The 24,651-nt window shown below is 65.9% G+C and carries 20 protein-coding genes; 7 read left to right on the top strand and 13 right to left on the bottom strand.

Translation table 11 applies throughout. The features are described 5' to 3' along the window. Positions 1-50: 50 nt before the first annotated feature. Positions 51-2,774, bottom strand: a complete 2,724-nt coding sequence (locus tag ACU8YE_RS14285; RefSeq protein WP_232042078.1) for a sensor domain-containing protein — start codon at positions 2,772-2,774, stop codon at positions 51-53. A 169-nt stretch (positions 2,775-2,943) separates the two neighbouring features. On the opposite strand from ACU8YE_RS14285, the gene ACU8YE_RS14280 reads away from it, so the two are divergent. Both ACU8YE_RS14280 and ACU8YE_RS14275 read left to right on the top strand, forming a co-directional pair. Then, positions 2,944-4,119, top strand: coding sequence for an alpha-D-ribose 1-methylphosphonate 5-triphosphate diphosphatase (locus ACU8YE_RS14280; RefSeq protein ID WP_446928982.1), 1,176 nt, complete (start codon positions 2,944-2,946; stop codon positions 4,117-4,119). 8 nt (positions 4,120-4,127) lie between these two features. After that, positions 4,128-4,916: a DUF1045 domain-containing protein gene (locus tag ACU8YE_RS14275; protein WP_322017681.1), complete on the top strand. Its 789-nt coding sequence runs from the start codon at positions 4,128-4,130 to the stop codon at positions 4,914-4,916. Here the strand turns inward: ACU8YE_RS14275 and ACU8YE_RS14270 are convergent. From ACU8YE_RS14270 to ACU8YE_RS14260, 3 genes are all read right to left on the bottom strand, one after another. Next, on the bottom strand, positions 4,906-5,721 hold the full coding sequence (locus ACU8YE_RS14270; RefSeq protein ID WP_232042075.1) for a hypothetical protein: 816 nt from the start codon (positions 5,719-5,721) through the stop codon (positions 4,906-4,908). The two genes, ACU8YE_RS14275 and ACU8YE_RS14270, sit on opposite strands and share 11 nt — an antisense overlap. Before the next feature lie 19 nt (positions 5,722-5,740). Continuing rightward, positions 5,741-6,130: a hypothetical protein gene (locus tag ACU8YE_RS14265; protein WP_232042074.1), complete on the bottom strand. Its 390-nt coding sequence runs from the start codon at positions 6,128-6,130 to the stop codon at positions 5,741-5,743. 205 nt (positions 6,131-6,335) lie between these two features. Further along, positions 6,336-7,520 carry an MFS transporter gene (locus tag ACU8YE_RS14260; RefSeq protein ID WP_433866391.1) on the bottom strand — a complete coding sequence of 395 codons (1,185 nt, stop codon included), beginning with the start codon at positions 7,518-7,520 and terminating at the stop codon, positions 6,336-6,338. A gap of 156 nt (positions 7,521-7,676) precedes the next feature. Between ACU8YE_RS14260 and ku the strand changes: the two genes are divergently transcribed. The 5 genes from ku to ACU8YE_RS14235 all read left to right on the top strand — a co-directional run bounded on the left by ku (position 7,677) and on the right by ACU8YE_RS14235 (position 14,663). Continuing rightward, positions 7,677-8,591, top strand: a complete 915-nt coding sequence (gene ku / locus ACU8YE_RS14255) for a non-homologous end joining protein Ku (protein WP_446928981.1) — start codon at positions 7,677-7,679, stop codon at positions 8,589-8,591. A gap of 18 nt (positions 8,592-8,609) precedes the next feature. Further along, positions 8,610-11,213, top strand: coding sequence for a DNA ligase D (gene ligD, locus ACU8YE_RS14250; protein WP_446928980.1), 2,604 nt, complete (start codon positions 8,610-8,612; stop codon positions 11,211-11,213). Between the two features lie 137 nt (positions 11,214-11,350). Then, positions 11,351-12,889 carry a D-alanyl-D-alanine carboxypeptidase/D-alanyl-D-alanine endopeptidase gene (dacB, locus tag ACU8YE_RS14245; protein WP_446928979.1) on the top strand — a complete coding sequence of 513 codons (1,539 nt, stop codon included), beginning with the start codon at positions 11,351-11,353 and terminating at the stop codon, positions 12,887-12,889. Beyond that, a complete protein-coding gene (gene mobB, locus ACU8YE_RS14240; protein ID WP_440838552.1) occupies positions 12,886-13,413 on the top strand; it encodes a molybdopterin-guanine dinucleotide biosynthesis protein B in 528 nt (175 codons plus the stop codon). Before dacB ends, mobB begins: the two co-directional genes overlap by 4 nt. A gap of 77 nt (positions 13,414-13,490) precedes the next feature. After that, positions 13,491-14,663 (top strand): tetratricopeptide repeat protein, encoded by a 1,173-nt coding sequence (locus tag ACU8YE_RS14235; protein WP_446928978.1) that lies wholly within the window; start codon positions 13,491-13,493, stop codon positions 14,661-14,663. Positions 14,664-14,730: 67 nt separating this feature from the next. Here ACU8YE_RS14235 and ACU8YE_RS14230 read toward each other — a convergent pair whose 3' ends face one another. From ACU8YE_RS14230 to rarD, 9 genes are all read right to left on the bottom strand, one after another. Then, positions 14,731-15,777: an SGNH/GDSL hydrolase family protein gene (locus ACU8YE_RS14230; protein ID WP_232042067.1), complete on the bottom strand. Its 1,047-nt coding sequence runs from the start codon at positions 15,775-15,777 to the stop codon at positions 14,731-14,733. Between the two features lie 145 nt (positions 15,778-15,922). Beyond that, positions 15,923-16,936, bottom strand: coding sequence for an L-threonylcarbamoyladenylate synthase (locus ACU8YE_RS14225; protein ID WP_232042066.1), 1,014 nt, complete (start codon positions 16,934-16,936; stop codon positions 15,923-15,925). A 13-nt stretch (positions 16,937-16,949) separates the two neighbouring features. Continuing rightward, positions 16,950-18,185, bottom strand: a complete 1,236-nt coding sequence (locus tag ACU8YE_RS14220) for a 5-(carboxyamino)imidazole ribonucleotide synthase (protein ID WP_446928977.1) — start codon at positions 18,183-18,185, stop codon at positions 16,950-16,952. Between the two features lie 19 nt (positions 18,186-18,204). Beyond that, the gene (gene purE, locus ACU8YE_RS14215) at positions 18,205-18,714 is read right to left on the bottom strand and encodes a 5-(carboxyamino)imidazole ribonucleotide mutase (RefSeq protein ID WP_232042064.1); all 510 of its coding nucleotides are present in this window, start codon (positions 18,712-18,714) and stop codon (positions 18,205-18,207) included. A gap of 15 nt (positions 18,715-18,729) precedes the next feature. After that, complete coding sequence (locus ACU8YE_RS14210; protein ID WP_232042063.1) at positions 18,730-19,653, bottom strand: phosphoribosylaminoimidazolesuccinocarboxamide synthase; 924 nt, start codon at positions 19,651-19,653, stop codon at positions 18,730-18,732. Positions 19,654-19,778: 125 nt separating this feature from the next. Beyond that, the gene (gene fba / locus ACU8YE_RS14205; RefSeq protein WP_004636117.1) at positions 19,779-20,843 is read right to left on the bottom strand and encodes a class II fructose-bisphosphate aldolase; all 1,065 of its coding nucleotides are present in this window, start codon (positions 20,841-20,843) and stop codon (positions 19,779-19,781) included. 90 nt (positions 20,844-20,933) lie between these two features. Beyond that, a complete protein-coding gene (pyk, locus tag ACU8YE_RS14200) occupies positions 20,934-22,373 on the bottom strand; it encodes a pyruvate kinase (protein ID WP_232042062.1) in 1,440 nt (479 codons plus the stop codon). Between the two features lie 49 nt (positions 22,374-22,422). Next, on the bottom strand, positions 22,423-23,634 hold the full coding sequence (locus ACU8YE_RS14195) for a phosphoglycerate kinase (protein WP_260803009.1): 1,212 nt from the start codon (positions 23,632-23,634) through the stop codon (positions 22,423-22,425). 118 nt (positions 23,635-23,752) lie between these two features. Next, positions 23,753-24,649 carry an EamA family transporter RarD gene (rarD, locus tag ACU8YE_RS14190; protein WP_232042060.1) on the bottom strand — a complete coding sequence of 299 codons (897 nt, stop codon included), beginning with the start codon at positions 24,647-24,649 and terminating at the stop codon, positions 23,753-23,755. Between the last annotated feature and the right edge of the window lie 2 nt (positions 24,650-24,651).

Raw genomic sequence — 24,651 nt, 5'->3', positions numbered from 1 at the left:
GACGCTACCCGCACCGGCTTACGCGGGCATTACATGCGCCTTGCGCAGCACTAAGCCTGTGCCGAGCGATCGCGGCGCAGCCGGGCCTCGTAGGCGGCGGCCGTCATGGGGGGGCCGAACAGGAAGCCTTGCAACTTGTCGCACCCGGCGGCTTGCAGGAACTCGGCCTGCTCCAGCGTCTCGACACCTTCCGCCGTAACGGTCATGTCCAGCGACGCAGCCATCGCGACCACGGCGCGCGAGATCACCACCGAATCGCGGTGGCGCGGAATGCCCGAGACGAACGAGCGATCCACTTTCAGGTTGTCGATCGGGAAGCGCTGCAGATACGACAGCGACGAATACCCCGTGCCGAAATCATCGATCGAGATGCGAATGCCCAGCGCCGTGAGCGCGTCGAGCATCGGCATCACGGCGGCGGTGTCGCGCATGAGCAAGCCTTCGGTGATCTCCATTTCCAGCGCGCTGGCGGGCAAGCCGGCCTCGGTCAGGCAGCGCGAGATGGTCGGCACCAGCCCCTCGCCAAACTGGCGCGGCGACAAATTCACGGCGACAAAGAATTCGGGCATGCAGGTGGCGCGCCAATGCGCGGCCTGACGGCACGCCTGCGCCAGCACCCATTCGCCGATGTCGCCGATGAGGCCGGCGTCTTCCGCCACGGGGATGAACTCGGCGGGCGACACCTCGCCCAGTTCCGTGCTGTGCCAGCGCAGCAGCACTTCAGCGCCGACGATGTCCATCGACGTGGCATCGACGATGGGCTGGAAGCGCAGCGACAGCTCGCCCGCTGTCAGCGCGCGGCGCAGGTGGTATTCCAGCTGGAAGCGGCGCTGCGCACGCTGCGACAAGCGCGCGGTGTACACGCGATGCTGGTTGCGGCCGTTCTGCTTGGCGTTGTACATGGCGGCATCCGCACAGCGCAGCAGCGTGGCGGCATCGTTGCCGTGTTCCGGGTACACCGCAATGCCGATGGATGCGCCCAGGTAATACTCCGTGCCGCTCGTCGAAAACGGCTGCGCGATGGAATGGACGATGCGCTTGGCCAGACGCTCCGCCTCGCCCAACGAGCGCACGTTATCCAGCAGCACGACGAATTCATCGCCGCCCAGGCGCGCCAGCGTATCGCTCTGGCGCACGCAGGCCGACAGGCGTTGCGCGACGATGCGCAGCAGGTGGTCACCGGCTTCGTGGCCAGCCGTGTCATTCACCTTCTTGAAGCCATCCAGATCCAGGAACAGCACAGCGACCTGGCGCGTCTCGTTGGGCTGACTGGCCGCCTGCTCCATCACGGCCTGCATGCGCTGCGAGAAATAAGCGCGGTTGTACAAGCCGGTGAGCGCATCACGCTGCGCGAGGAACGTGAGCTGCTGCTGGGCCGCACGCGCGGGGCCAATATCGTTGAACGAGATGAGCACGGCCGACGGGGCGTCGTCGCCGGGACGCACGATGGGCAGCACGTTTTCGTGCACCCACACAATGTCGCCATCCACCAGCTCCAGGCCGACGGTCAAGCCGAGCAGCGGCCTGCCGGTGGCCAACACCACGCGCGTTGGGCGTTCATTGAGCGGGATCTCGCTGCCGTCTTCGCGCAACGAACGGCGCATCAGCGTCAGATGGCTGGTGCCGACGGGCGACACGTTGCCCGCCCGAAGAATCCGGCGTGCGCTTGGGTTGCACGCGAGGATGGTGCCGTCGGCTGCCTGCACGACGATGCCTTCGGTCAGGTTGTCGACGGCCAGCCGGTAGCGTTCTTCGCTCTCTTGCAGATCGCGGGCGATATGCGCCTTCTGCACGGCCACGCCGATGATGTCGGTAATGCCGTCGAGCAGCCCCATGGCGTCGCGCGTGGGCGCACGCGGGGTGTCGTAGTAGATGCCCATCGCGCCGATCATCTGCGCGTTGTCGCCGCGAATGGGCGTCGACCAGCATGCGCGCAGACCGAGCGGCGCAACGATGTCGCGGTAGCCATCCCAGAGCGGGTCGGCGTCGATATCTTCCACCACCACGGTCTTGTTCAGGAACATGGCCGTCCCGCACGAACCAACTGAAGGGCCGAGCGCGATCCCAACCAGCAACTGCGAGAGGATGAAAGGCAGCGACGGTGCCACGGCCTGCGTGATGTGCTCGCCGTCACCACTGAGCAGGACGGAACACATCGCGCCGTCATCAAGCAGCGCCTCCACCAGGCGGCACACCTCGGCCAGCAAATCCGGGAGCGGTACGTTGCGCGAGCTGAGTTCCAGCACGGTTTTTTCGCAGCGCAGCAACTCCTTCGCGCGTGCGGTTTCGGCGGCCAGTGCCCGGTAGTTGGCTTCGGATTCGCGCAGGGCCTGTTCGGCCTGCTTGCGCTGCGTGATGTCGCGCGCCACCACCTGGATGGCGGTGCGCCAGCCGAGCTGCACCGGCGCGGAAAGCACCTCGACTTCCACGGGCGTGCCATCGCAGCGCAGCAAGGTCTGCTCGACGGGCGGCAAACCTGCGCCGTGTGTGACCATCCACTCCCGGCGCTGACGGGCGAGGTGGGTCGAATTGTCGTGGACGAACTCGTCCAGCTCGTGGCCGACGATGTCGCGCGCCGTTTGCGCGCCAAACAGCCGAACGCCCGCCTCGTTGACGAAAACGATAATGTCGTCCGCCACGATGTACAGCGCATCCGGCATTTGCCGGACGAGCGCCTCGTAACGGTCATCAGCGAGCGGTAAGGGCCTGGGGCTGTCCTGATCGATCACATCCGGTTCGGGACGGTCAGGCCGCTCAGCAGAGGTGGCGTCCATATCTGGGTTGTTTTTCAAGATATCGACCAATGTGTCGGGAAAGTTAAGGCGTTTGGCTGGCCCTCCCCTCTTCAGGGTGGGGCAAATGGCGGATGTGCGGATAAGCGGCACGCCAGTTGCGGCACAATGCCCGCACGACGTCTCTGCGCACTTTTCGCACCTCGGCCTTATGCAATCGTTTTCGTCTTCCGTCGGCCACGTGGCCGGCTTGATTTCGCGACGTACCTTGCTACCCGCAGGGCTGGCGGAAGCTGCCGTGCAATTTCGCGATGGGCAGATTGCCGCCTGTGACGCCAACCCGACGCGCGGCATGATCGACTGCGGCGACCTGCTCGTCCTGCCCGGCATCGTCGACCTGCACGGCGATGCCTTCGAACGCGCGGTCATGCCGCGCCCCGGCGTGGCCTTTCCCTACGAAACCGCCCTGGCCGACGTTGACGGCCAATTGCTGGCCAGCGGCATCACCACCGAATTTCACGGCGTGACCTATTCCTGGGAAGGCGGCTTGCGCGGCCGCCCCTACGCGCTGCGCATGCTGGACACCCTTGACGCCATGCGCCCGCATCTGGGGGCCCAGCACCTGATGCACCTGCGCTTCGAATTGCACCACGCAGACGGGGTTGCCGATGCGCTCGCCTGGATGGACGCCGGCCGCGTGCACTTCCTGTCGTTCAACGATCACCTGCCCGGGATGCGCGACAAGCTGGGCGACGCGCGCAAGCTCGCACAATACGCCGATCGGGCCGAGTGCGACATCAACACGTTCCTCGCCCGTCTGAATGCCGCCGCAGTCAACACCCCACGGCTCGCCGAGGTGACCGGCACGCTCGCGCGGGCAGCGCAGCAACGCGGCATCTGCATGGCATCGCACGACGAACCCGACATTGCCACGCGCAACACGTTTCACGCGCACGGCTGCACCGTCACCGAATTTCCGTTGACCGACGATGTTGCGCAGGCGGCGCGCGCGCATGGTGGACATATCGTCTTCGGGGCGCCCAACGTCGTGCGCGGCGGCAGCCATCACGGTGCACCCGACGCGACCGCCATGGTGGCCGCGGGCCTGGGCACCGTGCTGGCCTCCGACTATTACTACCCCGCACTGCTGGCCGCGCCGTTCAAGCTGGCCGAGCGCGGTGTAGTGCCGCTGGCCCAGGCCTGGGCGCTGGTGGCGGCCAACCCGGCCGAAGCCGCAGGGCTGAGGGATCGCGGCACACTCGCAACAGGGCTGCGCGCCGATGCCATCGTGGTCGATGACCGCCGCCCGGGGCTGCCGCGCGTGGTGGCGGCCGTGGTGGGCGGACGACTGCGCCATGCCGCCGGGCAGTTGCCGCTGATCGGCTGAGCAGCGCCATGGAGCAAGCGCTGGCACCTTTACCGTCAGTGATACCGGAAGCCTGGCGGTACGCGCTCTACCTGCTGCCGCCCGAGCCCTGGTACGGCCTGGGCACGCGCTGGCTGGGCCGCTGTGCGCGCTCCAACACCGCCATCCCCGCAGATCAGCGCGAAGCGTTTGTCAGCGAGGCCGGTATCGATCTCGCCACGCTCGACCGCTGGACCGAAGCGCCGCGCCAGTACGGCCTACACGCCACATTCAAACCGCCTTTCCGCCTGGCAGGCGATCGCACGGTCGACGAACTGGACGCTGCGCTGCGCCGCTTCGCGCAGCAGCAGCACGCCTTCACAATCGAGCCGGCCTTGCAGACGCTGCGCGGCTTTCTCGCTTGGCGGCTGCGTCATGGCGACCCTGCGCGCGACACGCTCCACGCGTTCGCCGATGCGTGCGTCGCCGAGTTCGATGCCTTCCGCGCACCGCCGCCGCCTGCTGAACTCGCGCGGCGCCGTCGCGCAGGCCTGTCGGATGCGCAGGAGCGCCATCTAGAGCGTTGGGGTTATCCGTATGTGTTTGGGACGTTCACGTTCCACATCACGCTGACCGGGCGGCTCGACCATGCCGAGCAACTCGCGTGCTACCGCGCATTGGAAGCATCGCGCGTGGTGCTGCCGGCCGCCATGCCCATCGACCACATCGCGTTGTTTTCGCAGGCGGCGCCCGACGCGCCGTTCAACGTGGCACGTGTGTACCGGTTTGATGGCAGCGTCGAAGACTTCGACGCTGCGCAGAGCGCGCTCAGCGCTTGAGTTCGACCACGTCGATCACCTGCGTCTGGCCGTGCTGCTCAACCTCCTGGCGCATCACCACGGCCGCTTCAGGGCAGTACCAATCGGTGATGTGGGCAACGGTGGGGTCGGGCTCGAGCGTTTCATTGCCCAACCGCAGCACACCGAGGCGCGCCGTGCGCGTGTAGCGGATCGGCCGGCACTGCAACTGGCCGACCACAGTGTCCATCGGCTGCGGCGGCCCCACCTCTCGCTCCGACACCTCCACCTTGGCATGCTCGGCTTGCATGCGCCCGACGGAGATCCCCAGCCGAGGCGACACCACATCGAAATCGAAGCTGGATTCGTACGTATCGCCCGGCAGCATCTGCGCTTCGGGCGCCAGGCCGGCACCGTACAGGAACATGCCGGAAATGGCAGTGCTCACGGTGCCAACCAGATCGGCATGTTCGCTTTGCGCAAACACCCGTCCGTTGATGCTGACAATGCGCGTGACCACGCCAGCCTCGTCCACCAACAACTGGTGCTCCTGCACCGTCTCGATGGGCCGGCCACCGAGCGCCACCAAGCCCGATTTGGCGTAGATGTGCAGGCCGATTTCGCAGCCGTCCTGCATGTCGCGATTGACGTCGTGCAGGGTGAACTCCACGATCATCGGTGTCTTGCCGTTGCCGTCCAGGCGCACGCGGCTACCGTCGTGCACCCACGGCGCGGAGCATAGCCCTGCTGCCTGCGCAGGCAACGCCAGTGCAATCGCGGCCACGGCTACGGCGGCGCTCCATAAAGAAAAACGCCGATGCATCGGGCGATGCATCAGCGTCTTCATGAACCCGATCGGCACGGGCTTACTGCTTGGGCGCGTCCTTCTTGTTGGCGCCCTCGCTGTACGGGTCAAACTTGCCGCCGGCCTTCGCACCCTGGCTATACGGATCGAACTTCTCACCGGCCTTGGCGCCCTGGGTGTACGTGTCGTACTTGCCCTTTTCGACATTGGCCGGCTGGGCGCCGGGGTTGAGCGCGCTGGCGGTGCTGTCGTTCTTGTTGGCGCCTTGCGAATACGGGTCGAACTTGTCGCCGGCCTTCGCACCCTGCTGGTACGGATCGAACTTGTCGCCGACCTTTGCGCCTTGGGTGTACGGGTCGAACTTCTTCTGGTCAGTCTGCGCGTGGGCTACGGTGCCGATGGCTGCTACGGCAGCGACCGCTGCCACGAGGGTAAGACGTTTGTACGGCATCTGAAGCTCCTTTCCTATGGGTCGTTTGGGCTGGCTGAAAGCGCAGCCTCGTTTTGAACGCATCCCGGTGTCACGCGCACTGGCATGTTGGCGACGGCGCCGGGAAACCCCCTCTCCTCGTCGTAAGCTATGGCAAGCGCACAGGAAAGTCAACGCACAGAAACTGCATATTTTTTGGGCAATTGCGTGCTGAACCGTAGGTGAATCAGTGACGTTCCGGCTGGCGGATCGCACTCGGGCCCATCACCGCAATCAACGCCATGGTGAGCGCCACCACCGACAGCCCCCAGCGCAGGTCGGAGCGATGCGCAATCAGCCCGATGATGACCGGGCCGATCAGCAAGCCCACGTAGGCAAAGCGCGCCACGGCAGCAATGCCTTCGGCTGCCGGCACGCCCGGCAGGCGCGACGCGGTGATGAAGAAGATCGGCACCATGTTGGCGGCGCCCACGCCCATCAGCGCAAAACCTGTCAGGACAGCAATCGGCGCGGGCCACAGCAAAGCAAGCAGGATTCCGCCCGTTGCCAGCACGCCACTGCCGCCAAGCACGCGCATATTGCCCCAGCGCCCGCGTGCGAAATCGCCACCGAAACGCGCGAGCGCCATCCCGCCCGAAAATGCTGCGTACCCCGCGCTGGCAACAGCTTCCGGAGATTGGGCGATCTCGCGCATGTACACGGTCGTCCAGTCGTACATCGCGCCTTCGCCCACCAGCCCCAGGAAGGCCAGCACGCCGAGCAGGAACAGCGTGCGACCCGTGGTCGGATGCGCGGGTTCGCCTTCGGCATGCACGTGGTCGGGCAGCATGAACGGTCCGGCACACAAGGCAGCCGCCATGGTGACGAGCGCCATGCCGCCGCAGTGCACGGCCGGCGGCACGCCCAGTTCCAGCAGCACGCCGCCCACCGCCGCACCCACCATGCCGCCGAGGCTGAACATACCGTGCAGCGACGAGATGATCGGCTTGTGGTGATTGGCCTCCACTGTGGCGGCCTGCGCGTTGATGGCCACGTCGAAACCGGCGTTGGTGATGCCGAACAGCAGCAGCACGGCCAGCAGCGCGGGGTAACTCGGCATCAGCATGAGCAGCCCGGTCATGACACCAAATGCCACGCCGCCCTGCACACTCGCGCGCCGCGTGCCCACGCGCGCCGCCCACTTGCCCGCAAACTTCATCGCGACGATGGCACCGGCGGCCACCATGAACATCGCCAGCGACAGCGATGCCTCGGACAGACCGAAGCGCGCCTTCACCGTCGGAATGTGAACGCCCCACGTCGCAAACGTTGCACCGTTGGCGAAAAAGAGGGCCATCGTCGCCGCGCGAGCCGACAGGGGAAGCCGGCGAGGCCGCAACGCGCCGGCAGATTGGACGTATTCGGAAGGCATGAAGGACCGCTGAGAAAAACGCACGGCGCAAACGTGTCGCGCCGCAAAGGCGCCATGCTACCGCGCCCGGCTGATCAGCGTATGACGCGGCCCCGCGGCAGGCAGGTATGCCGTTTGCGTCACCACGCTCGAATCCACCGCATCGGGAGACCCGCCATGCCTCGCGTGATCTGGAAGGGCGCCGTCAGCTTCGGCCTCGTCCACATTCCCGTTGCGCTGTATCCGGCCACCCGCAGCGACGACCTCGACTTCGACTGGCTCGACCGCCGCACCATGGACCGCGTCGGCTACAAGCGCATCAACAAGACCACCGGCAAAGAGGTGCCGCGCGAGCAGATCGTGCGTGGCTACGCCTACGAGAAAGACCGCTACGTGATCCTCACCGACGAGGACATCCGCGCCGCCAACCCGGTCTCGACGCAAACGGTCGATTTGCTGACCTTCGTGGATGCGGCGGAGATTCCGTTTCTCTATCTCGATACGCCCTACTTTCTGGCGCCCGACCGGCGCGGCGAAAAGGTCTACGCACTGCTGCGCGAGGCGCTCACACGCTCGCAGAAGATCGGTGTCGCCAACGTCGTGCTGCACACCAAGCAGCATCTGGCCGCGCTGATCCCGATGGGGCCGGTGCTCGTGCTGCATACGCTGCGCTGGTCCAACGAGGTGCGCGACTGGTCCGAACTCGACGTGCCGGAAGAAGGCGCGAAGGCCGCCAAACTCACGGCCAAGGAAATCGAGATGGCTGAAAAGTTGATCGACGACATGAGCGGCACCTGGGACCCTGCCGAATACCACGACACCTTCCGCGACGACATCCTTGCGCTGGTCGATCGCAAGGTGCGTGAAGGCCGCACGGAGTCGGTCGAGCCGATGGAAGCCGAGCAAGCTGCACCGCGCACCGGCAACGTGATCGACCTGACCGACCTGCTGCGGCAGAGCCTTGCCAAGCGCGGCAAGGGAAACGGAGCGTCAGACGACGAGGCGGAAGACGAACCCGCACCGCGCAAGCGTGCCCCGCGCAAGGCCGCCGCCAAGACGGCGCGCAAGACAGCCACGCGCAAGCGCGCATAACAAGACGGAGCCGACGCCATGCCACGCCATCTCGCCGACTACCGCCGCAAGCGCGATTTCACGCAGACACAAGAACCCGCGGGTGCACGCCGCAAAGCCGACGAGCAGCGTGAAAACGGCGCCCTGCACTTCGTGATCCAGAAGCACGACGCCACTCGGCTGCATTACGACTTTCGGCTCGAACTCGACGGTACGCTCAAGAGTTGGGCCGTCCCCAAGGGCCCGAGCCTCGACCCCGCCGACAAGCGTCTCGCCGTGCATGTTGAAGACCACCCGCTCGACTACGCGGATTTCGAAGGCCACATCCCCGAAGGCCAATACGGCGGTGGCGACGTGATCGTATGGGACCGCGGCACTTGGCGCCCGCATGGCGATCCGCGCAAGGCGTACCGCGACGGCAAGCTCAAATTCGATCTCGACGGCGAGAAGCTGCACGGCGCATGGGCGCTGGTGCGCACGCATTTGCGCGGCACGGGGAAGCATCCGAAAGAACAGTGGCTGCTGATCAAGGAACGCGACGATCAGGTGCGCGCATCCAGAGACTACGACGTGACGCAGGCACTGCCCGCCAGCGTGATCACCGGGGAAACCGTCGGCGCAAAGCCCCGGGCCAAAGGAAAGGCCAAGGCCGGTGACGGCAGGACGGAGCGTTCCGAACCGGCGCAAGTGCAACCACCCGCCGGTGCCGTGCCCGCCACGTTGCCCAGAACGCTGGAGCCCCAACTCGCCACGCTGGTCGATGGGCCGCCCACCCACGGCGAGTGGGACTACGAAGTGAAATTCGACGGCTACCGCATCCTTGCGCGCATCGACGGCAACACCGTGCGCCTGTTCAGCCGCAACGGCCGCGACTGGACGGCCAAGCTGCCGCGCCAGGCGCGCACGCTGCATGCGCTGGGCCTGCGTGAGGCGTGGCTCGACGGCGAAGTCGTGGTGATGGGCGAACGCGGCGTGCCCGACTTCCAGGCGCTGCAGAACGCCTTTGAAACCGCGCATGCCGAACACATTGCCTACTACCTGTTCGACATCCCGTTCTGCAACGGCATGGATTTGCGCGGCGTGCCGTTGCGCGAGCGGCGGGCGCTGCTGCAACGCATTCTCGATGCCGCGCCGGGTGACTTGGACCGCGATGCGGTGCTGTTCTCAGGCACGTTCAACGCGGCACCCGAAGATTTGCTGTCTTCCGCATGCAGCATGTCGCTCGAAGGCGTGATCGGCAAGCGGGCCGATGCGCCGTACCGCGCCGGCCGCAGCCCGGCATGGATCAAGCTCAAATGCGGGCAGCGGCAGGAATTCGTGATCGGCGGCTACAGCGCGCCCAAGGGCAGCCGCAGCGGCTTCGGCGCGCTGCTGCTCGGCGTATATGACGACGCGGGCAAGCTGCGCTATGCGGGGCGCGTTGGCACCGGCTTCAACGAGACGAGCCTGCACGCTTTGCATCACGAACTGACGGGGCTGACTGTCGACACGCCGCCCTTTGCGAACCCGCCTACCGGCAGCGACGCGCGCGACGTGCAATGGGTCAAGCCGGAACGCGTGGCCGAAATCGCCTTTGCCGAATGGACGCGCGAAGGCATCGTGCGGCAAGCCGTGTTCCAAGGTTTGCGCGACGACAAACCTGCGCGCAACATCGTGCGTGAACAAGCCAAGCCGCCCAGCGCTGCCGCTCGCAAGGAGACCCGCGCCGTGAATGCTGCCGAACGCAAGGTGCGCCCCGGTGCCGAACGCATCGCCGATGTGGACGTCACGCATCCGGATCGCGTGATCGAGAAAGCGAGTGGCACCACCAAGGCTGACCTCGCACGCTATTACGCGAGCGTGGCCGAGTGGATGCTGCCGCATCTGCACAACCGGCCGACGTCGCTGGTGCGCGCGCCCGATGGCATCGACGGCGAGCGCTTCTTCCAGAAGCACTCCGCGGCGCTCAAGCTGCAGGGCATCACGCAACTGGACCCGTCGCTCGACCCGGGCCATCCGTCGCTGCTGGCCATCAACTCGGCCGAAGCGCTGGTCGGTGCAGTGCAGATGGGCACGGTGGAATTCCACACGTGGAATGCGCTGGCCGACCGCATCGAGCAGCCCGACCGCATCGTCTTCGATATCGACCCGGACCCGGCGTTACCCTTCGCACGGGTGATCGAGGCCACGCAGCTTACGCTCGCGCTGCTCGATGAACTCGGCCTGAAGGCGTTCCTGAAAACCAGCGGCGGGAACGGCATGCACGTGGTGGTGCCGCTCACGCGCCGCGAGGCGGCCGGCTGGGACACGCTCAAAGCCTTCGCGCAAGCCGTGGTGCAGCACATGGCCGCAACTTTCCCTGACCGCTTTGTCGCCAAGATGGGCCCGCAGAACCGCGTGGGAAAAATCTTCATCGACTATCTGCGCAACAACCGCGGCGCGAGCACGGTGGCGGCGTATTCGGTGCGCGCGCGGACGGGGCTGCCGGTGTCGGTGCCGATCCGCCATGACGAACTGGAGGGGCTGCAGGGGTCTGCCCAGTGGACGCTGCGCACGCTGCCGGAGCGGCTGGCCAAGCTCAAGGGTGATCCGTGGGCCGACTACGCCGGCACGCGCCAATCGGTCACGGCCGATATGCGCAAGCGCATCGGCGCCAATGACTGACTCGCCACACATCGGCGTTCCTGAAAGAATTAGGCGGTGAACGGCCCGTTGCTTGTCGGCCGAGGTGCGGGGTTGCTGCGTTAACATGCCTGAGTCTGCACTTGGCGCACCTGTGCGCCCCACTCTGCCCCCCGCCGATGGCCCGAATTCGTCCGACCCGTTTGCTGAATCTGTCGCGCAGTGCGCTTGCCTGCGCGTTGCTCTTGACCATTGCGGCCTCGCCGCTGGCCCACGCCAAGAAGGCCAAGGCCCACGCGGCGCCGCGCGCCACCGCGGCACAAGCTCGCCAAGCCGCGCACAACCCCGCCGGATTGCCTGCCAACGTGGCGCTGGCCTTTGCACGCGCACACATCCCGCTGGATGCGGTGAGCGTGTTCGTGATCCGCACCGGCAGCGCCACGCCCATCCTGCAGTGGAATGCCGACACCGGAATGAACCCGGCGTCGACCATGAAGCTGCTGACCACCTTCGCAGGGCTGGACCTGCTCGGCCCGGATTTTCGCTGGAAGACCAGGGCCTATGCCGACAACCCGCCGGTCAACGGCACGCTCAACGGCAACCTGTACCTGCGCGGCCAGGGCGATCCGAAGCTGATTCCCGAAGAACTCGTCAAGCTGGTGACCGACGTGCGCCGCGCCGGGGTGGACGAACTGGCCGGCAACATCGTGCTCGATCGCACCTACTTCGAGGGCGGCCTGTCGGATGCGCCGCCGCTGGACGGTGACAGCGCGCGCGCCTACAACGTTGCGCCCGACGCGCTGCTGTATTCGTTCAAGACGCTGACGTTCACGCTGTCGCCGGATGCCGGTAACGGCGCGGTCAACATCGATGTATCGCCACCGCTGGCGCAGTTGCAGATCGACAACCAGTTGCGCACCACGCGCGGCGGCTGCGGCGACTGGAAGACGACCTCCGGCGCGAACATCTCCACGCAAACCGACGGCCATGTGCTTGCCAGCTTCGACGGCCGCTATGCCGCCGCGTGCGGCGAACGCGTCTTCAATATCGCCGCGCTTACGCATGCCGACTTCATCTGGGGCGGCTTCCTGGCGCTGTGGCAGCAAGCCGGCGGCACGACGCGTTTCACGCCGGGCCTGCGCGAAGGCAAGGTGCCACGTCAGGCTGTTCTGCTGGCCACGCACTACGGCCCGCCGTTGTCGGAAGTCGTGCACGACATCGACAAGTATTCGAACAACGTGATGGCGCGCCAGCTGTTCCTGACGATTGGCGCGGAAATCGGCCGCAAGCCCGCATCGGTTCGGCAGTCGACCGAGGTCATCAACCAGTGGCTTGCAAAACAGAACCTGACGATGCCGGAACTGGTGCTGGAGAACGGCTCGGGCCTGTCGCGCATCGAGCGCATCAGCGCACGCAACATGGGGCGCCTGCTGCAGCAGGCTGATGCCAACTCGAACGGCGGCGTGCTGCGCGATGCGCTGCCCGTCGTCGGCGTGGACGGCACCATGCGCAACCGCCTGACACGTGCCGGGGTGGCCGGCAACGCCGAGATCAAGACTGGCACGCTCAACGACGTGCGCGCCATCGCGGGCTACGTGGAAGGTGAAAACGGCGAGCGCTTCGTGGTGGTCAGCATGATCAACCACCCGAACGCCAGCGGCGGCCAAGCCGCCCACGACGCACTGCTGCAATGGATTTACCAGGGCGCGCCGCGATGAGTTCACGCAAGGCACTACTGGGCATCACCGGCACGTCGGGCAGCGGCAAGACCACGCTCGTCGAGCAGCTCATCGTCCGTTTCGTGCGCGACGGGCGGCGCGTGGCGGCCATCAAGCACACGCATCACGGCTTCGATCTCGATTCGCCGGGCAAGGATTCGTACCGTATGCGCGAAGCCGGCAGCGCCGAAGTCGTGCTCGTGGGCGGTGAACGCCTCGTGCTGATGCGCGAATACGCCAACGCCGTGGAACCCGAACTTGACGACGTGCTGGCGCTGCTCTCGCCTGCCACCGACCTCGTCATCGTAGAAGGCTATAAGCGCAGCACCTTCCCGAAAATCGAAGTGTTTCGCCCTTCACTGGGCCGCGCGCCACTGTGGCCAGAGATTGGCGGCGTGGTGGCGGTGGCCACCGATTCGCCTGACGCCGTGCAACCGCCTGAAGGCGTAGTCGTGCTGGATCTGAACGATGTCGATGCGGTGTATCGGTTTGCCGTACAGCAATTGGCCAATGCACCCATATGAAGCACTCTTAACATCTGGGCACGGCAGCTTGGCTATGATGGGGCGGTTCAGTTTTTCGCCAGCCCCCTCCCAACAACATGCTTTCCCGTCTATCGGCCGCGCTGCTTGGCGCGGCATTTTTTTGCTCGGCCCTGCCAGTCGCTGCGCGTGACTGGGTCGCCCCGAATGCCACCCTCGGGCACGGCGCGCAGGTCCACCAGTTCGTGCTCGTCGACCCGGCGACCGGGCGCGCAATGCCCAACGCGCGCTACCGCCTGTTCCTGCCCGACCACACCATCGCCGGCAAGCCGCCGCAGGTGGGCGAAACCGACAGCGTGATCTTCGGCACGACCGACAGCGCCGGGCGCACGGCCAAGGTTCGGTTGCCAAAGCGTTATGCGGCGGCACGCTGGGTGCTCAATCCGGTGGTCGGCCATGGCGAGCTTGGCGAATCGTTCCGCCTGGTCGATTCGCTCGGCGGCGCGCCAATCGAGGGGCACCCGTATTTGGTCGATGTCGTCGGCGAATACCTGTTCTGCGGCCGCTCCAACGCCGGCGGGTATACCGCCTATGTGCAATCGCGCGAGTCGCGCACCGTGCAGCTTGAAAACACGTTGGCCTTCAGCCGGGCCGACAACGCGTGGTGTGCCGGCGAGGCGCGCGCGATTGCCGACAGCGGCAACGCGCCGGGCGCACCCGATCTCTACACGCAGTACCTCGGCACGCTCACGGCCAACGCGGCGACACTGAGCAAAGACTTGCAGAGCCGCATCGCGCGCAAACTGATGTCGCTGGCGATTGCGGAACGCGATGCCGTGCGCATCGACCTCGCCCTCGACTTGCAGCCGGTGCCGGAAGACCGCCTCAACAGCTACGGCTATGAACTCGTTAACGCGGGCCTGCGCGTGGAGCGCGGCATGTCAATGATCGACGCGTATCTGGCCCAGCACCCGAACGACCCATTCGCCCTCGACAGCAAGGGCTGGGCGCTGTACCGGCTCGGCCGGAACGACGAAGCGCTGACCTGGTTTGACCGCTCCATCGCCGTGTTCACGCAACGCGACGGCGACTATGAAGCGAGCGATGACGCGGTACGCGAAGCACGCGCGGAAGGCCTCGCACACAAGGGCGAAGTGCTGTGGAAGCTGGGTCGCGCAGACGAAGCGCACGATTGCTTCAAGCAGGGGCTCGCCATCTCGCCGCAAAACGATGTGCTCAAGGCCACGCTAGCCCGCCTGGCGGTGACATTGCCGACGGCCGACGCAAAGTAACGCAGGCATCGCTGCAAACAAAAACGCCCGCGTAAAGCGGGCGTTTTGCTAAGCGCGATGCGCAGCGTCAATGCACCAGATTGTCTGCAAGCAGGCGCTGCAGCACATTGCTTGCAATCAGGCGATGGCCGCCCGTGGTGGGGTGCACGCCGTCTGCGAACAGGTAGGACGTATCGGCCCCCGTGGCCACCAACGTGTTGGCCGAGCAGAACAGCGAGCTGCCGCCCGCGCCCGGCACGAGCGCGTTGATCTTGGTCGCATCGCACGCAGGCACGCTCGTGTTGCTGAACCCGAACGTCGCGCCGTTCTGGATCACGGCCGTCAGCTGCGAGTTGAAGTCGATCACGCGCGCGCTGGTGCCGGCCAGACCGGTTTGCAGCGTGGTGTTGAACGCGCCCACCAGTGCATGCAGCAGTGCCTGGCCTGTCGCGCCGCCCGCCACGCCCTGCGGCGTCAGGCTGCTGTCGGGCAGGTTGAACACGTAGAGCTGCGTCGCGTTCTTGCTGATCATGTCCTTGATGTAACCGACCAGATCGGTCGCCGCCTGCTGCACCTGTGCGGTCGCGATGGCGGGCGTCACACCCGAGTTGGGGGTCGCGACAGCGGCAGCCCAGTAGAAGATGTCGTTGTTGCCGCCGAACACGAACACCACGTCGTTGTTGCCGTTGAACGTATTGTTGCTGGCCGCGTAGAAGTTGGCGAGTTGCTGTTTGACCGGATACGTGAGCGCCCCGGCGCCACCGTTGTGACCGATGCCATTCGGGTCGGTCACGCGCGAGCCGCCTTGCGCGTAGTCGAAGCAACCGGGTTTCGGGCAGGTCTGCACCGAGGTGGCGTAACCCATCACGGCCGGCGTGAGCGCCACACCAAGTTGTCCGGCCACGGTTTCCGCCCAGATCGGACCAGGGTTGGTGGTGAACTTGCCGCCGCCCACGGCAGCCGCTGCCGGCGTGTAGGTGCCGGCGTCGCTCAGGCTGTCGCCGAATACCACCATGCGCTGCACCTTGGCGACGTTGGGGTTGCCGCTCTGATCGCTTTCACCGCCGCCGCAAGCCGCCAGGCTCAAGGCCAGGGCCGCCGATGCGACGACGCCCATCCATTGACGCAACTTCATGATGTCTGTCTCCCGTGTGGAATTTTTTTGGTCTGTGGTGCCGCGGTGCGTAACCTCGCCGTGCGCGTTTGAAGCACGCGGAACGACACAACGCCCAAGTGTAGCGAGGTTGCCGGGCGCACGGCGAACGCGCGCCCCGTAAGAATTAGAGGTCCGTCTCGAACGCGGCGGCCGCGCGACGCAGGCGGTCGTTGACGGCGGCCCAGGCGGGCGTATCGGCTAGGGTTTCCACCCAGATGGCGTCGTAAGCGCCGCGATCGAGTTCGCGCAACAGCGCATAGAGCGCGTTGGCGTAGGCGGCGGGTGTGGCGGGAGCGACGCGCTGGTCGCAACCATCACGCAGTGCAACGGGGGCACCAAGCCACACGATGCGCTTGTCAGCGGGCAGTGCAGCCAAGCGCGCAGGCACATCGGCCGCCGGCACCAAATACAACGGCGTGCGCGGCGCGTAGTGCGCCTTCAACGTGCCGGAAGCACGCGGCGCAGCGGCATCCGGTAGCGCAGGCACTTCGCCAGTCACGCGCTCGATGTCTTCAGGCGTGATGGCGCCCGGGCGCAGCAGCACGGGGCCAATGCCCTGGTCCAGCCGTGAAAGATCAATGATGGTCGACTCGATGCCCACGTCCACGCCGTCGCCTTCGAGCACGAACACGGCATCGCCGAATTCATCCCGCACGTGCTGCGCGGTGGTCGGGCTGACCTGACCGAACTTGTTGGCCGACGGCGCCGCAATACCGCCGCGCCCACGCTTGAAGCGCGAGAGCAACGCCTGCGCCACCGGGTGCGACGGGCAACGCAGCCCGATGCTGTCCTGCCCGCCTGCCACGGCGGCCGGGATGTGCGGTGCACGTTTCAGGATCAGCGTCAGTGGCCCCGGCCAGAAGGCTTCGATGAGCTGCAGCGCGATGCCGGGCACATCGTCGGCCCAGTAGGAAATGTCGGCCCCATCCACCACGTGCACGATGACGGGGTGACTGGACGGCCGGCCCTTGGCTGCGTAGATCTTGGCGATCGCCTGCGGATTTTCGGCATCGGCACCGAGTCCGTACACGGTCTCGGTCGGGAAGGCGACCAGCTCGCCGGCCTCCAGCCTGCGCGCGGCCTCATCAAGGCGTTCAGCGGAAGGCATGGTGTAGGGCGTTTTGGTCCGATGCGGCATGGGCGACTCGTCTTTAGGCGGACTGCAGACCGAGCACGTGCGCGGCATGGCGGAACGCTTCGTCCACCACTTCCGGCGAGGTGCCGACGCAATTCACGTGGCCCATCTTGCGGCCCGGGCGCGCATCGGCCTTGCCGTACAGGTGGACCTTGGTACCGCTGTGGCGCATGACCTCCTGCCATGCAGGCGTGCGTTCCAGGCCGTATTCGAACCACACGTCGCCAAGCACGTTGAGCATGCGGCCCGGCGAGTGCTGGCGCGTGCTGCCCAGCGGCAGCCGGGCCATGGCCCGCACCTGCTGCTCGAACTGGCTGGTCTCGCACACGTCCATGGTGATGTGGCCGGAATTGTGCGGACGCGGCGCCATCTCGTTGGCGACCAGCGAGCCGTCCTGCAGCACGAAGAATTCAATGCAAAGCACGCCGACGTAGCCCATCTCTTCGGCGACCATCGCCGCGGCGGCGCGGGTGCGCGTGGCAATGTCGTCCGACACGCTGCGCGAGGGCATGATCGTTGAAAACAGGATGCCGTCACGGTGCTCGTTCTCGGCGAGCGGCCAGGTGGCGGTCGTGCCATCGGCGCCGCGGGCGGCCAGCACCGACACCTCGTACGCCAACGGCAGCATCTTCTCCAGCACGCACGGCACGTGCTGCATGGCGCCCCAGGCGGCGCGCAGTTCTTCAACCGTTGAGACACGCGCCTGGCCCTTGCCGTCGTAGCCCATGCGGGCAATCTTCAGGATGCCGGGCAGCAGGTCGGCAGGCAGTTGTTCGATATCGGCTTCGTGCTCGATCACCCAGCTCGGTGCGGGGTGGATGCCGGTGCGTGCGGCACACAGCGCGAAGAATTTCTTCTCGGCGATGCGGTTCTGCGCGATCGATACGCAGTTGGCACGCGGCGCAACGAACGCGCCGAGCTGCTCAAGCTTGTCGAGCGCTTGCGCGGGCACGTTCTCGAACTCGGTGGTGACGGCCGGGCACAGCGCGGCCATCTCGGCCAATGCGGCTTCATCGGTGTAGCCGGCGCAGAGATGGCGCTCGGCGATGGTGCCAGCGGGGCTGTTCGGGTCCGGGTCGAGCACGCAAACCTTATAGCCCATCGCCTGTGCGGCGTGCGTGAACATGCGGCCGAGCTGGCCACCGCCGAGCATGCCAAGCCAGGCATCGGGCAGGATCGCGTTGGGAACGTTCAGCGCGCGGGATTCCGCGGTGTGGGCTTGCGCCAGGCGCGGGTTCAGGTCGTCGGCCATGAATCGGGTCGTAGGTTACTTAAGCGCCATGCACGGGGAGCGTCATGCCGCGCGCGACTTCGGTCTGCTGGGCGCGGAAGGCTTCGAGCTTGTCGGCAAGGGCCGAGTCGGTGGTGGCGATGGTCGCGATGGCAGCCAGCGCTGCGTTGGCCGCACCGGCCTCGCCAATCGCGAACGTCGACACCGGAATGCCCTTGGGCATCTGCACGATGGAGAGCAGCGAGTCTTCGCCGCGCAGGTACTTGGACGGCACCGGCACGCCGAACACCGGCACGATCGTCTTGGCGGCGATCATGCCCGGCAGATGCGCCGCCCCACCAGCACCGGCGATGATGGCGCGCAAACCCCGACCACGTGCGCCTTCGGCGTAGCGGAACATGTCGTCCGGCATGCGGTGCGCCGAGACGACCTGCGCCTCGAACGGAATGCCGAACTGCGTGAGCATGTCGACGGCGTGGCGCATCACTTCCCAGTCGGAACTGGAGCCCATCACCACGCCAACGAGCGGAGCGGATTGCTGTGCGGTCATCGTCATCGCTCCGGTTTAACGCAGGGACTCGCCGGTCAGGCGGGTCAGCGCTTCGCGGTACTTGTCGGCGGTTTTTTCGATCACGTCGGCGGGCAATTGCGGTGCCGGCGCAGTCTTCGGCCACGGCTTGCCATCAATGCGCACGGCTTCGAGCCAATCGCGCACGAACTGCTTGTCGAACGACGGCGGGTTCGTGCCGACCTGGTACGAATCGGCCGGCCAGAAGCGCGACGAGTCTGCGGTGAGCGCCTCGTCCATCAGCGTGAGCGTGCCGTTTTCGTCCAGACCAAACTCGAACTTGGTGTCGGCAATGATGATGCCGCGCGTGGCGGCAAAGTCGGAGGCTTCCTTGTACAGGCGGATGCTCACGTCGCGGATCTGCGCGGCGAGGTCCGGGCCGATGCGGCGCTCGACTTCATCGAAGGAGATGTTCTCGTCGTGCTCGCCCATCTCCGCCTTGGCGGCGGGGGTGAAGATCGGCTCGGGCAGCTTTTGCGCGTTCTGCAGGCCTGGGGCCAGATGCACGCCGCAGACGGCGCCGGTCGCTTGGTAATCCTTCCAGCCGCTGCCGGCCAGGTAGCCGCGCACCACGGCTTCCACCAGGATCGGCTTCAGGCGCTTGACCACGATCGCGCGGCCGCGCACCTGGTCGACTTCATTCGGGGCCACCACGGTTTCCGGGGCGATGCCCGTCTCGTGCGTCGGCACGATGTGGCGCAGCTTGTTGAACCAGAAGTCCGACATCTGCGCAAGCACACGACCCTTGTCCGGAATCGGCTGGCCGAGAATCACGTCAAACGCCGAGAGGCGGTCGGTGGTGACCATCAGCAGCTTGTCGTCGCCGACAGCGTAGTTCTCGCGCACCTTGCCACGGCCGAGCAACGGCAGGCTGGTGATCGACGATTCGTAAAGGGCGGAGGATGAAGGGGTGGCGGACACGGCGGAACCCGGGAGGAGATAAGAAAACGTGGAAGGCCAGCATTATACGTGGCCCATGGGGTGGCCCATGCAATGCAAAACGGCTGGCGCAGTGCCAGCCGTTTGCCAAATGTGACGCGGAATGCTTATTGCACCACTTGGGCGAGATCGCCGCTTTGGTACTTCTGCGCCATCACCGACAGGCCGATCGGCTTGATCTTGCCCGCCTGGCCTTCGCAGCCGAACTGGATATAGCGTGCCTTGCAGATCTGCTTGGCGGCTTCGCGCGCCGGCTTCAGCCATTCGCGGGCGTCGAACTTGTCCGGGTTTTCAGCCAGGAACTTGCGCACCGCGCCGGTCATGGCCAGGCGGATGTCGGTGTCGATGTTGATCTTGCGCACGCCGTACTTGATGGCTTCCTGGATTTCCTCGACGGGCACGCCGTAGGTTTCCTTCATCTTGCCGCCGTACTGGTTGATGATGGCCAGCAGTTCTTGCGGCACGCTCGACGAGCCGTGCATCACCAGGTGGGTGTTCGGGATGCGCGCGTGGATTTCCTTCACGCGGCTGATGGCGAGGATGTCGCCGGTGGGCTTGCGCGTGAACTTGTAGGCGCCGTGGCTGGTGCCGATGGCGATGGCCAGCGCGTCCAGTTGGGTCGCCTTGACGAACTGGGCGGCCTCTTCCGGGTCGGTCAGCAGGGACGAGTGGTCGAGCTTGCCTTCCGCGCCGTGGCCATCTTCCTCACCGGCCATTCCGGTCTCAAGCGAGCCCAGGCAGCCGAGTTCGCCTTCCACGGTCACACCAACCTTGTGGGCCATCTCGACCACGCGGCGGGTGACGTCGACGTTGTAGTCAAAATCGGCCGGGGTCTTGCCGTCTTCGCGCAGCGAGCCATCCATCATGACCGAGCCGAAGCCCAGGTCGATGGCGCCCTGGCAGATGGCCGGGCTTTGGCCGTGATCCTGGTGCATGACCAGCGGGATCTCCGGATAAGCCTCGACAGCGGCCTGGATCAGGTGCTTGATGAACGATTCGCCGGCGTACTTGCGGGCGCCTGCGCTGGCCTGCAGGATGACCGGTGCGCCGGCTTCCTTGGCAGCTTCCATCACAGCCTGGACTTGCTCCAGGTTGTTCACGTTGAATGCCGGCAGGCCGTAGCCGTTTTCAGCGGCGTGGTCCAGCAGTTGGCGCATCGAGACGAGTGGCATGGTTTTCTCCTATGGATCGATCTGTATTCGGTCTCAGGAACGCGTCCGGTCGATCTAAACGACGTAGCAAACGGCGTTCCGTCGTGGGCGTCAGTGCATGCCGACGCGAACAATCTTGAGCGTGTTGGTGCCGCCGGCCTGGCCCATCGGCTCGCCGACGGTCAGGACGATGAAGTCGCCGCGCTGCACGACACCGCGCGCGACCAGCAGTTCTTCGGCCTGATGCAGCGCTTCGTCGCGGTCGGCGCTGTTGGCCAGCGGCAGCGATTGCACGTTGCGGTACAGGGCCATCTTGCGCTGCGAGGCCACGTTGGGCGTCATCGCATAAATGGGAATGTTGATGCCGTGTCGGCTCATCCAGAGCGCCGTGGCGCCGGAATCGGTCAGCGCGGCAATCGCCTTGACCTGCAAGTGGTGCGCCGTGAACAGCGCCCCCATGGCGATCGACTGGTCGATGCGGCTGAAGGTCTGGTCGAGGAAGTCGGCGTCCAGATGCACGGATTGCGACTTCTCGGCTTCCACGCAAATGGCAGCCATGGCCTCGATGGTCTCGACCGGGTAGCGGCCAGCAGCGGTTTCCGCGGACAACATCACCGCATCGGTGCCATCCAGCACGGCGTTGGCGACGTCCGACACCTCGGCGCGCGTCGGCACCGGGTTGACGATCATCGATTCCATCATCTGTGTGGCGGTGATGGCCAGCTTGTTGTTTTCGCGGGCCAGCTTGATCATGCGCTTCTGCAGCGCCGGCACGGCAGCGTTGCCGACTTCCACCGCCAAGTCGCCACGCGCGACCATGATCCCGTCGGACGCAGCCAGGATCTCTTCGAGCACGCCCGGGCGGATGGCCTCGGCGCGCTCGATCTTGGCGATCATGCGGGTCTTGTGGTTGTGCGGCGCGCCGGCCACCGCGGCCAGCTGGCGCGCCATTTCCATGTCGGTCGCGTTCTTCGGGAAGCTGACCGCGACGTAATCGGCGCCCAGCGCCATCGCGGTCTTGATGTCGTCCATGTCCTTGGCGGTCAGCGCCGGCGCCGACAGCCCGCCGCCCTGGCGGTTGATGCCCTTGTTGTTGGACAGATCGCCGCCGATCTTGACGATGGTCTCGATCTCTTCACCCACCACGCGCTCGACTTGCAGCACGATCAGGCCGTCGTTGAGCAGCAGCAGATCGCCCGGGCCAACGTCGCGCGGCAGTTCCTTGTAGTCGAGGCCGACGCGCTCCTGGTTGCCCAGCTCGCAGCGGGCGTCGAGCGTGAAGCGATCGCCCGGTTCGAGCGTGATCTTGCCGTTCTCGAACTTGCCAACGCGGATCTTCGGACCTTGCAGGTCGGCCATGATGGCCACCTCGCGGCCCACCGAGCGCGCCACTTCACGCACGAGTTGCGCACGATCGATGTGATCTTGCGCCGCGCCGTGCGAGAAGTTCAGCCGCACCACGTCCACCCCCGCGGCGATCATGCGGGTCAGGACTTCCTGCGTGCTGGACGCGGGGCCGAGCGTTGCGACGATCTTGGTAGCGCGGGTCATGGGCGGCGGTGTCTCGTTGTTGTGGTGGGGATGATGGCGGCGCTTGCGCTCAGGCGACAGCGGCCTGGTTCTGCGCGCGTTGTTCCAGGATTTCGACGGCCGGCAGGGTCTTGCCCTCCAGGAATTCGAGGAACGCACCGCCGCCGGTGGAGATGTAGCCCACCTTGTCGGCGATGTTGTACTTGGCGATGGCAGCCAGCGTGTCGCCGCCGCCCGCAATCGAGAAACCCGACGAGGCAGCAATCGCCTCGGCCAGCACCTTGGTGCCGTTACCGAACTGGTCGAATTCGAACACGCCGACCGGGCCGTTCCACACGATGGTGCCGGCGGTCTTCAGTTGTTCGGCCAGTTGTGCGGCCGTCTTCGGGCCGATGTCGAGGATCATGTCGTCGTCCGCCACATCCGCCACATCCTTGACGGTGGCGGCCGCGGTGGCGCTGAATTCCTTGGCGCACACCACGTCGACCGGGATGGGCACAGACGCGCCACGTGCAGCCAGCATCTCAATGATGGCCTTTGCATCGCCCACCAAGTCTGCTTCCGCCAGCGATTTGCCGATCTTCAGGCCGGCAGCCAGCATGAACGTGTTGGCAATGCCGCCGCCGACGATCAGGTTGTCCACCTTGTCGGCCAGCGACTTCAGGATGGTCAGCTTGGTCGACACCTTCGACCCGGCCACGATGGCCACCAGCGGGCGGGCCGGCTGGCCCAGCGCCTTGCCCAGCGCATCCAGTTCGGCAGCCAGCAGCGGACCGGCGCAGGCGACGGGCGCGAACTTGGCGATACCGTGGGTGGTGGCTTCCGCGCGGTGGGCAGTGCCGAAGGCGTCGTTGACGTAGACGTCGCACAGCTTGGCCATCTTCTGGGCCAGTTCGTCGCTGTTCTTCTTCTCGCCCTTGTTCACGCGGCAGTTTTCCAGGAGCACGACCTGGCCGGGCGCGACATCCACGCCATCCACCCAGTTCTGGACGAGTTTCACGTCACGGCCCAGCAGCTCGGACAGGCGCTTAGCAACCGGTGCCAGCGAATCTTCGGGCTTGAATTCGCCCTCGGTCGGACGGCCCAGGTGCGAGGTGACCATGACAGCGGCACCGGCGTCCAGCGCGGCTTTGATGGCCGGCACGGAAGCGCGGATGCGCGTGTCTTCGGTGATGTTGCCGGCATCGTCTTGCGGCACGTTGAGGTCGGCGCGGATGAACACGCGCTTACCGGCAAGCTTTCCTTCGGAGATGAGATCGGACAGACGCAGGACGTGAGGCATGGCAGCTTCGGAAGAAATCGCGGAAAACAACGATTTTACCCGATGCGACTGGTCAAAACGTGCGTTTCTCGGCCGAACCTGCCGGGCTCGACCGTCTTGCCGAGGCCGATCGGTGGGGCTACGCCGGCAGCGGCGTGCGACGGCGCAGCCGCATCCAGCCTTCGGCTGAATACACGGCAAGACCTGCCCAGATCAGCACATAGCCGGCCACCTTTGGGCCCGCAAACGGCTCGTTGTAGAGCCAAACGCCCAGCAGCAGCTGCAGCGTGGGGCTCACGTATTGCAGCAAACCCAACAGCGACAGCGGAATACGCCGCGCGCCGGCGCCAAACAGCAGCAGAGGCAGTGCCGTCAGCGGGCCGGCCAGCGCCAGCAGCAACTGCGTGCCCGGCGATGCGGCCAGGAAGGCATTCTGATGCTGCGAAGCCAGCCAGCCGAGGTAGGCCAGCGCCAGCGGAAACAGCAGCAGCGTCTCGAGCGTCAGCCCCTCTAGCGCACCCAGCGGCGAAGTCTTGCGCAGCAAGCCGTAGAACCCAAACGAAAACGCCAGCGCCAGAGCAATCCACGGCAGCGTGCCGGCCTGCCAGGTCAGCCACGCCACGCCTGCCGCCGCCAGGGCTACCGACACCCACTGCACGGGCCGCAGCCGCTCGCCGAGCACCAGCAGCGCCAGCATCACCACCACCAGCGGGTTGATGAAGTAGCCCAGGCTGGCATCGATCACGTGGTCGTGGTTGACGGCCCAGATGTAGGTCAGCCAGTTGGCGGCCAACAGGCTCGTGCTGGCCGCATAGCGCCCCACGACACGCGGTTGCGTGCGCAGCGCCCACAGCCATGCCCAGTGCCGCTTCACGAGCAGGATCATCACCATCACCGCCAATGACCAGATCACCCGGTGCGAGAGAATCTCCACCGGCGACACCGCCTTGAGCAGCTTGAAGTACAGCGGAAACAGGCCCCACATGGTGTAGGCCAGAAACGCGAAGATTGCGCCGTTGCGATTGGAGCCCGACATGT

Source organism: Ralstonia sp. VS2407, assembly GCF_052950655.1.
Note: the sequence above shows the minus strand (reverse complement) of the source record. Positions and strands in the feature narration are given on the sequence as shown.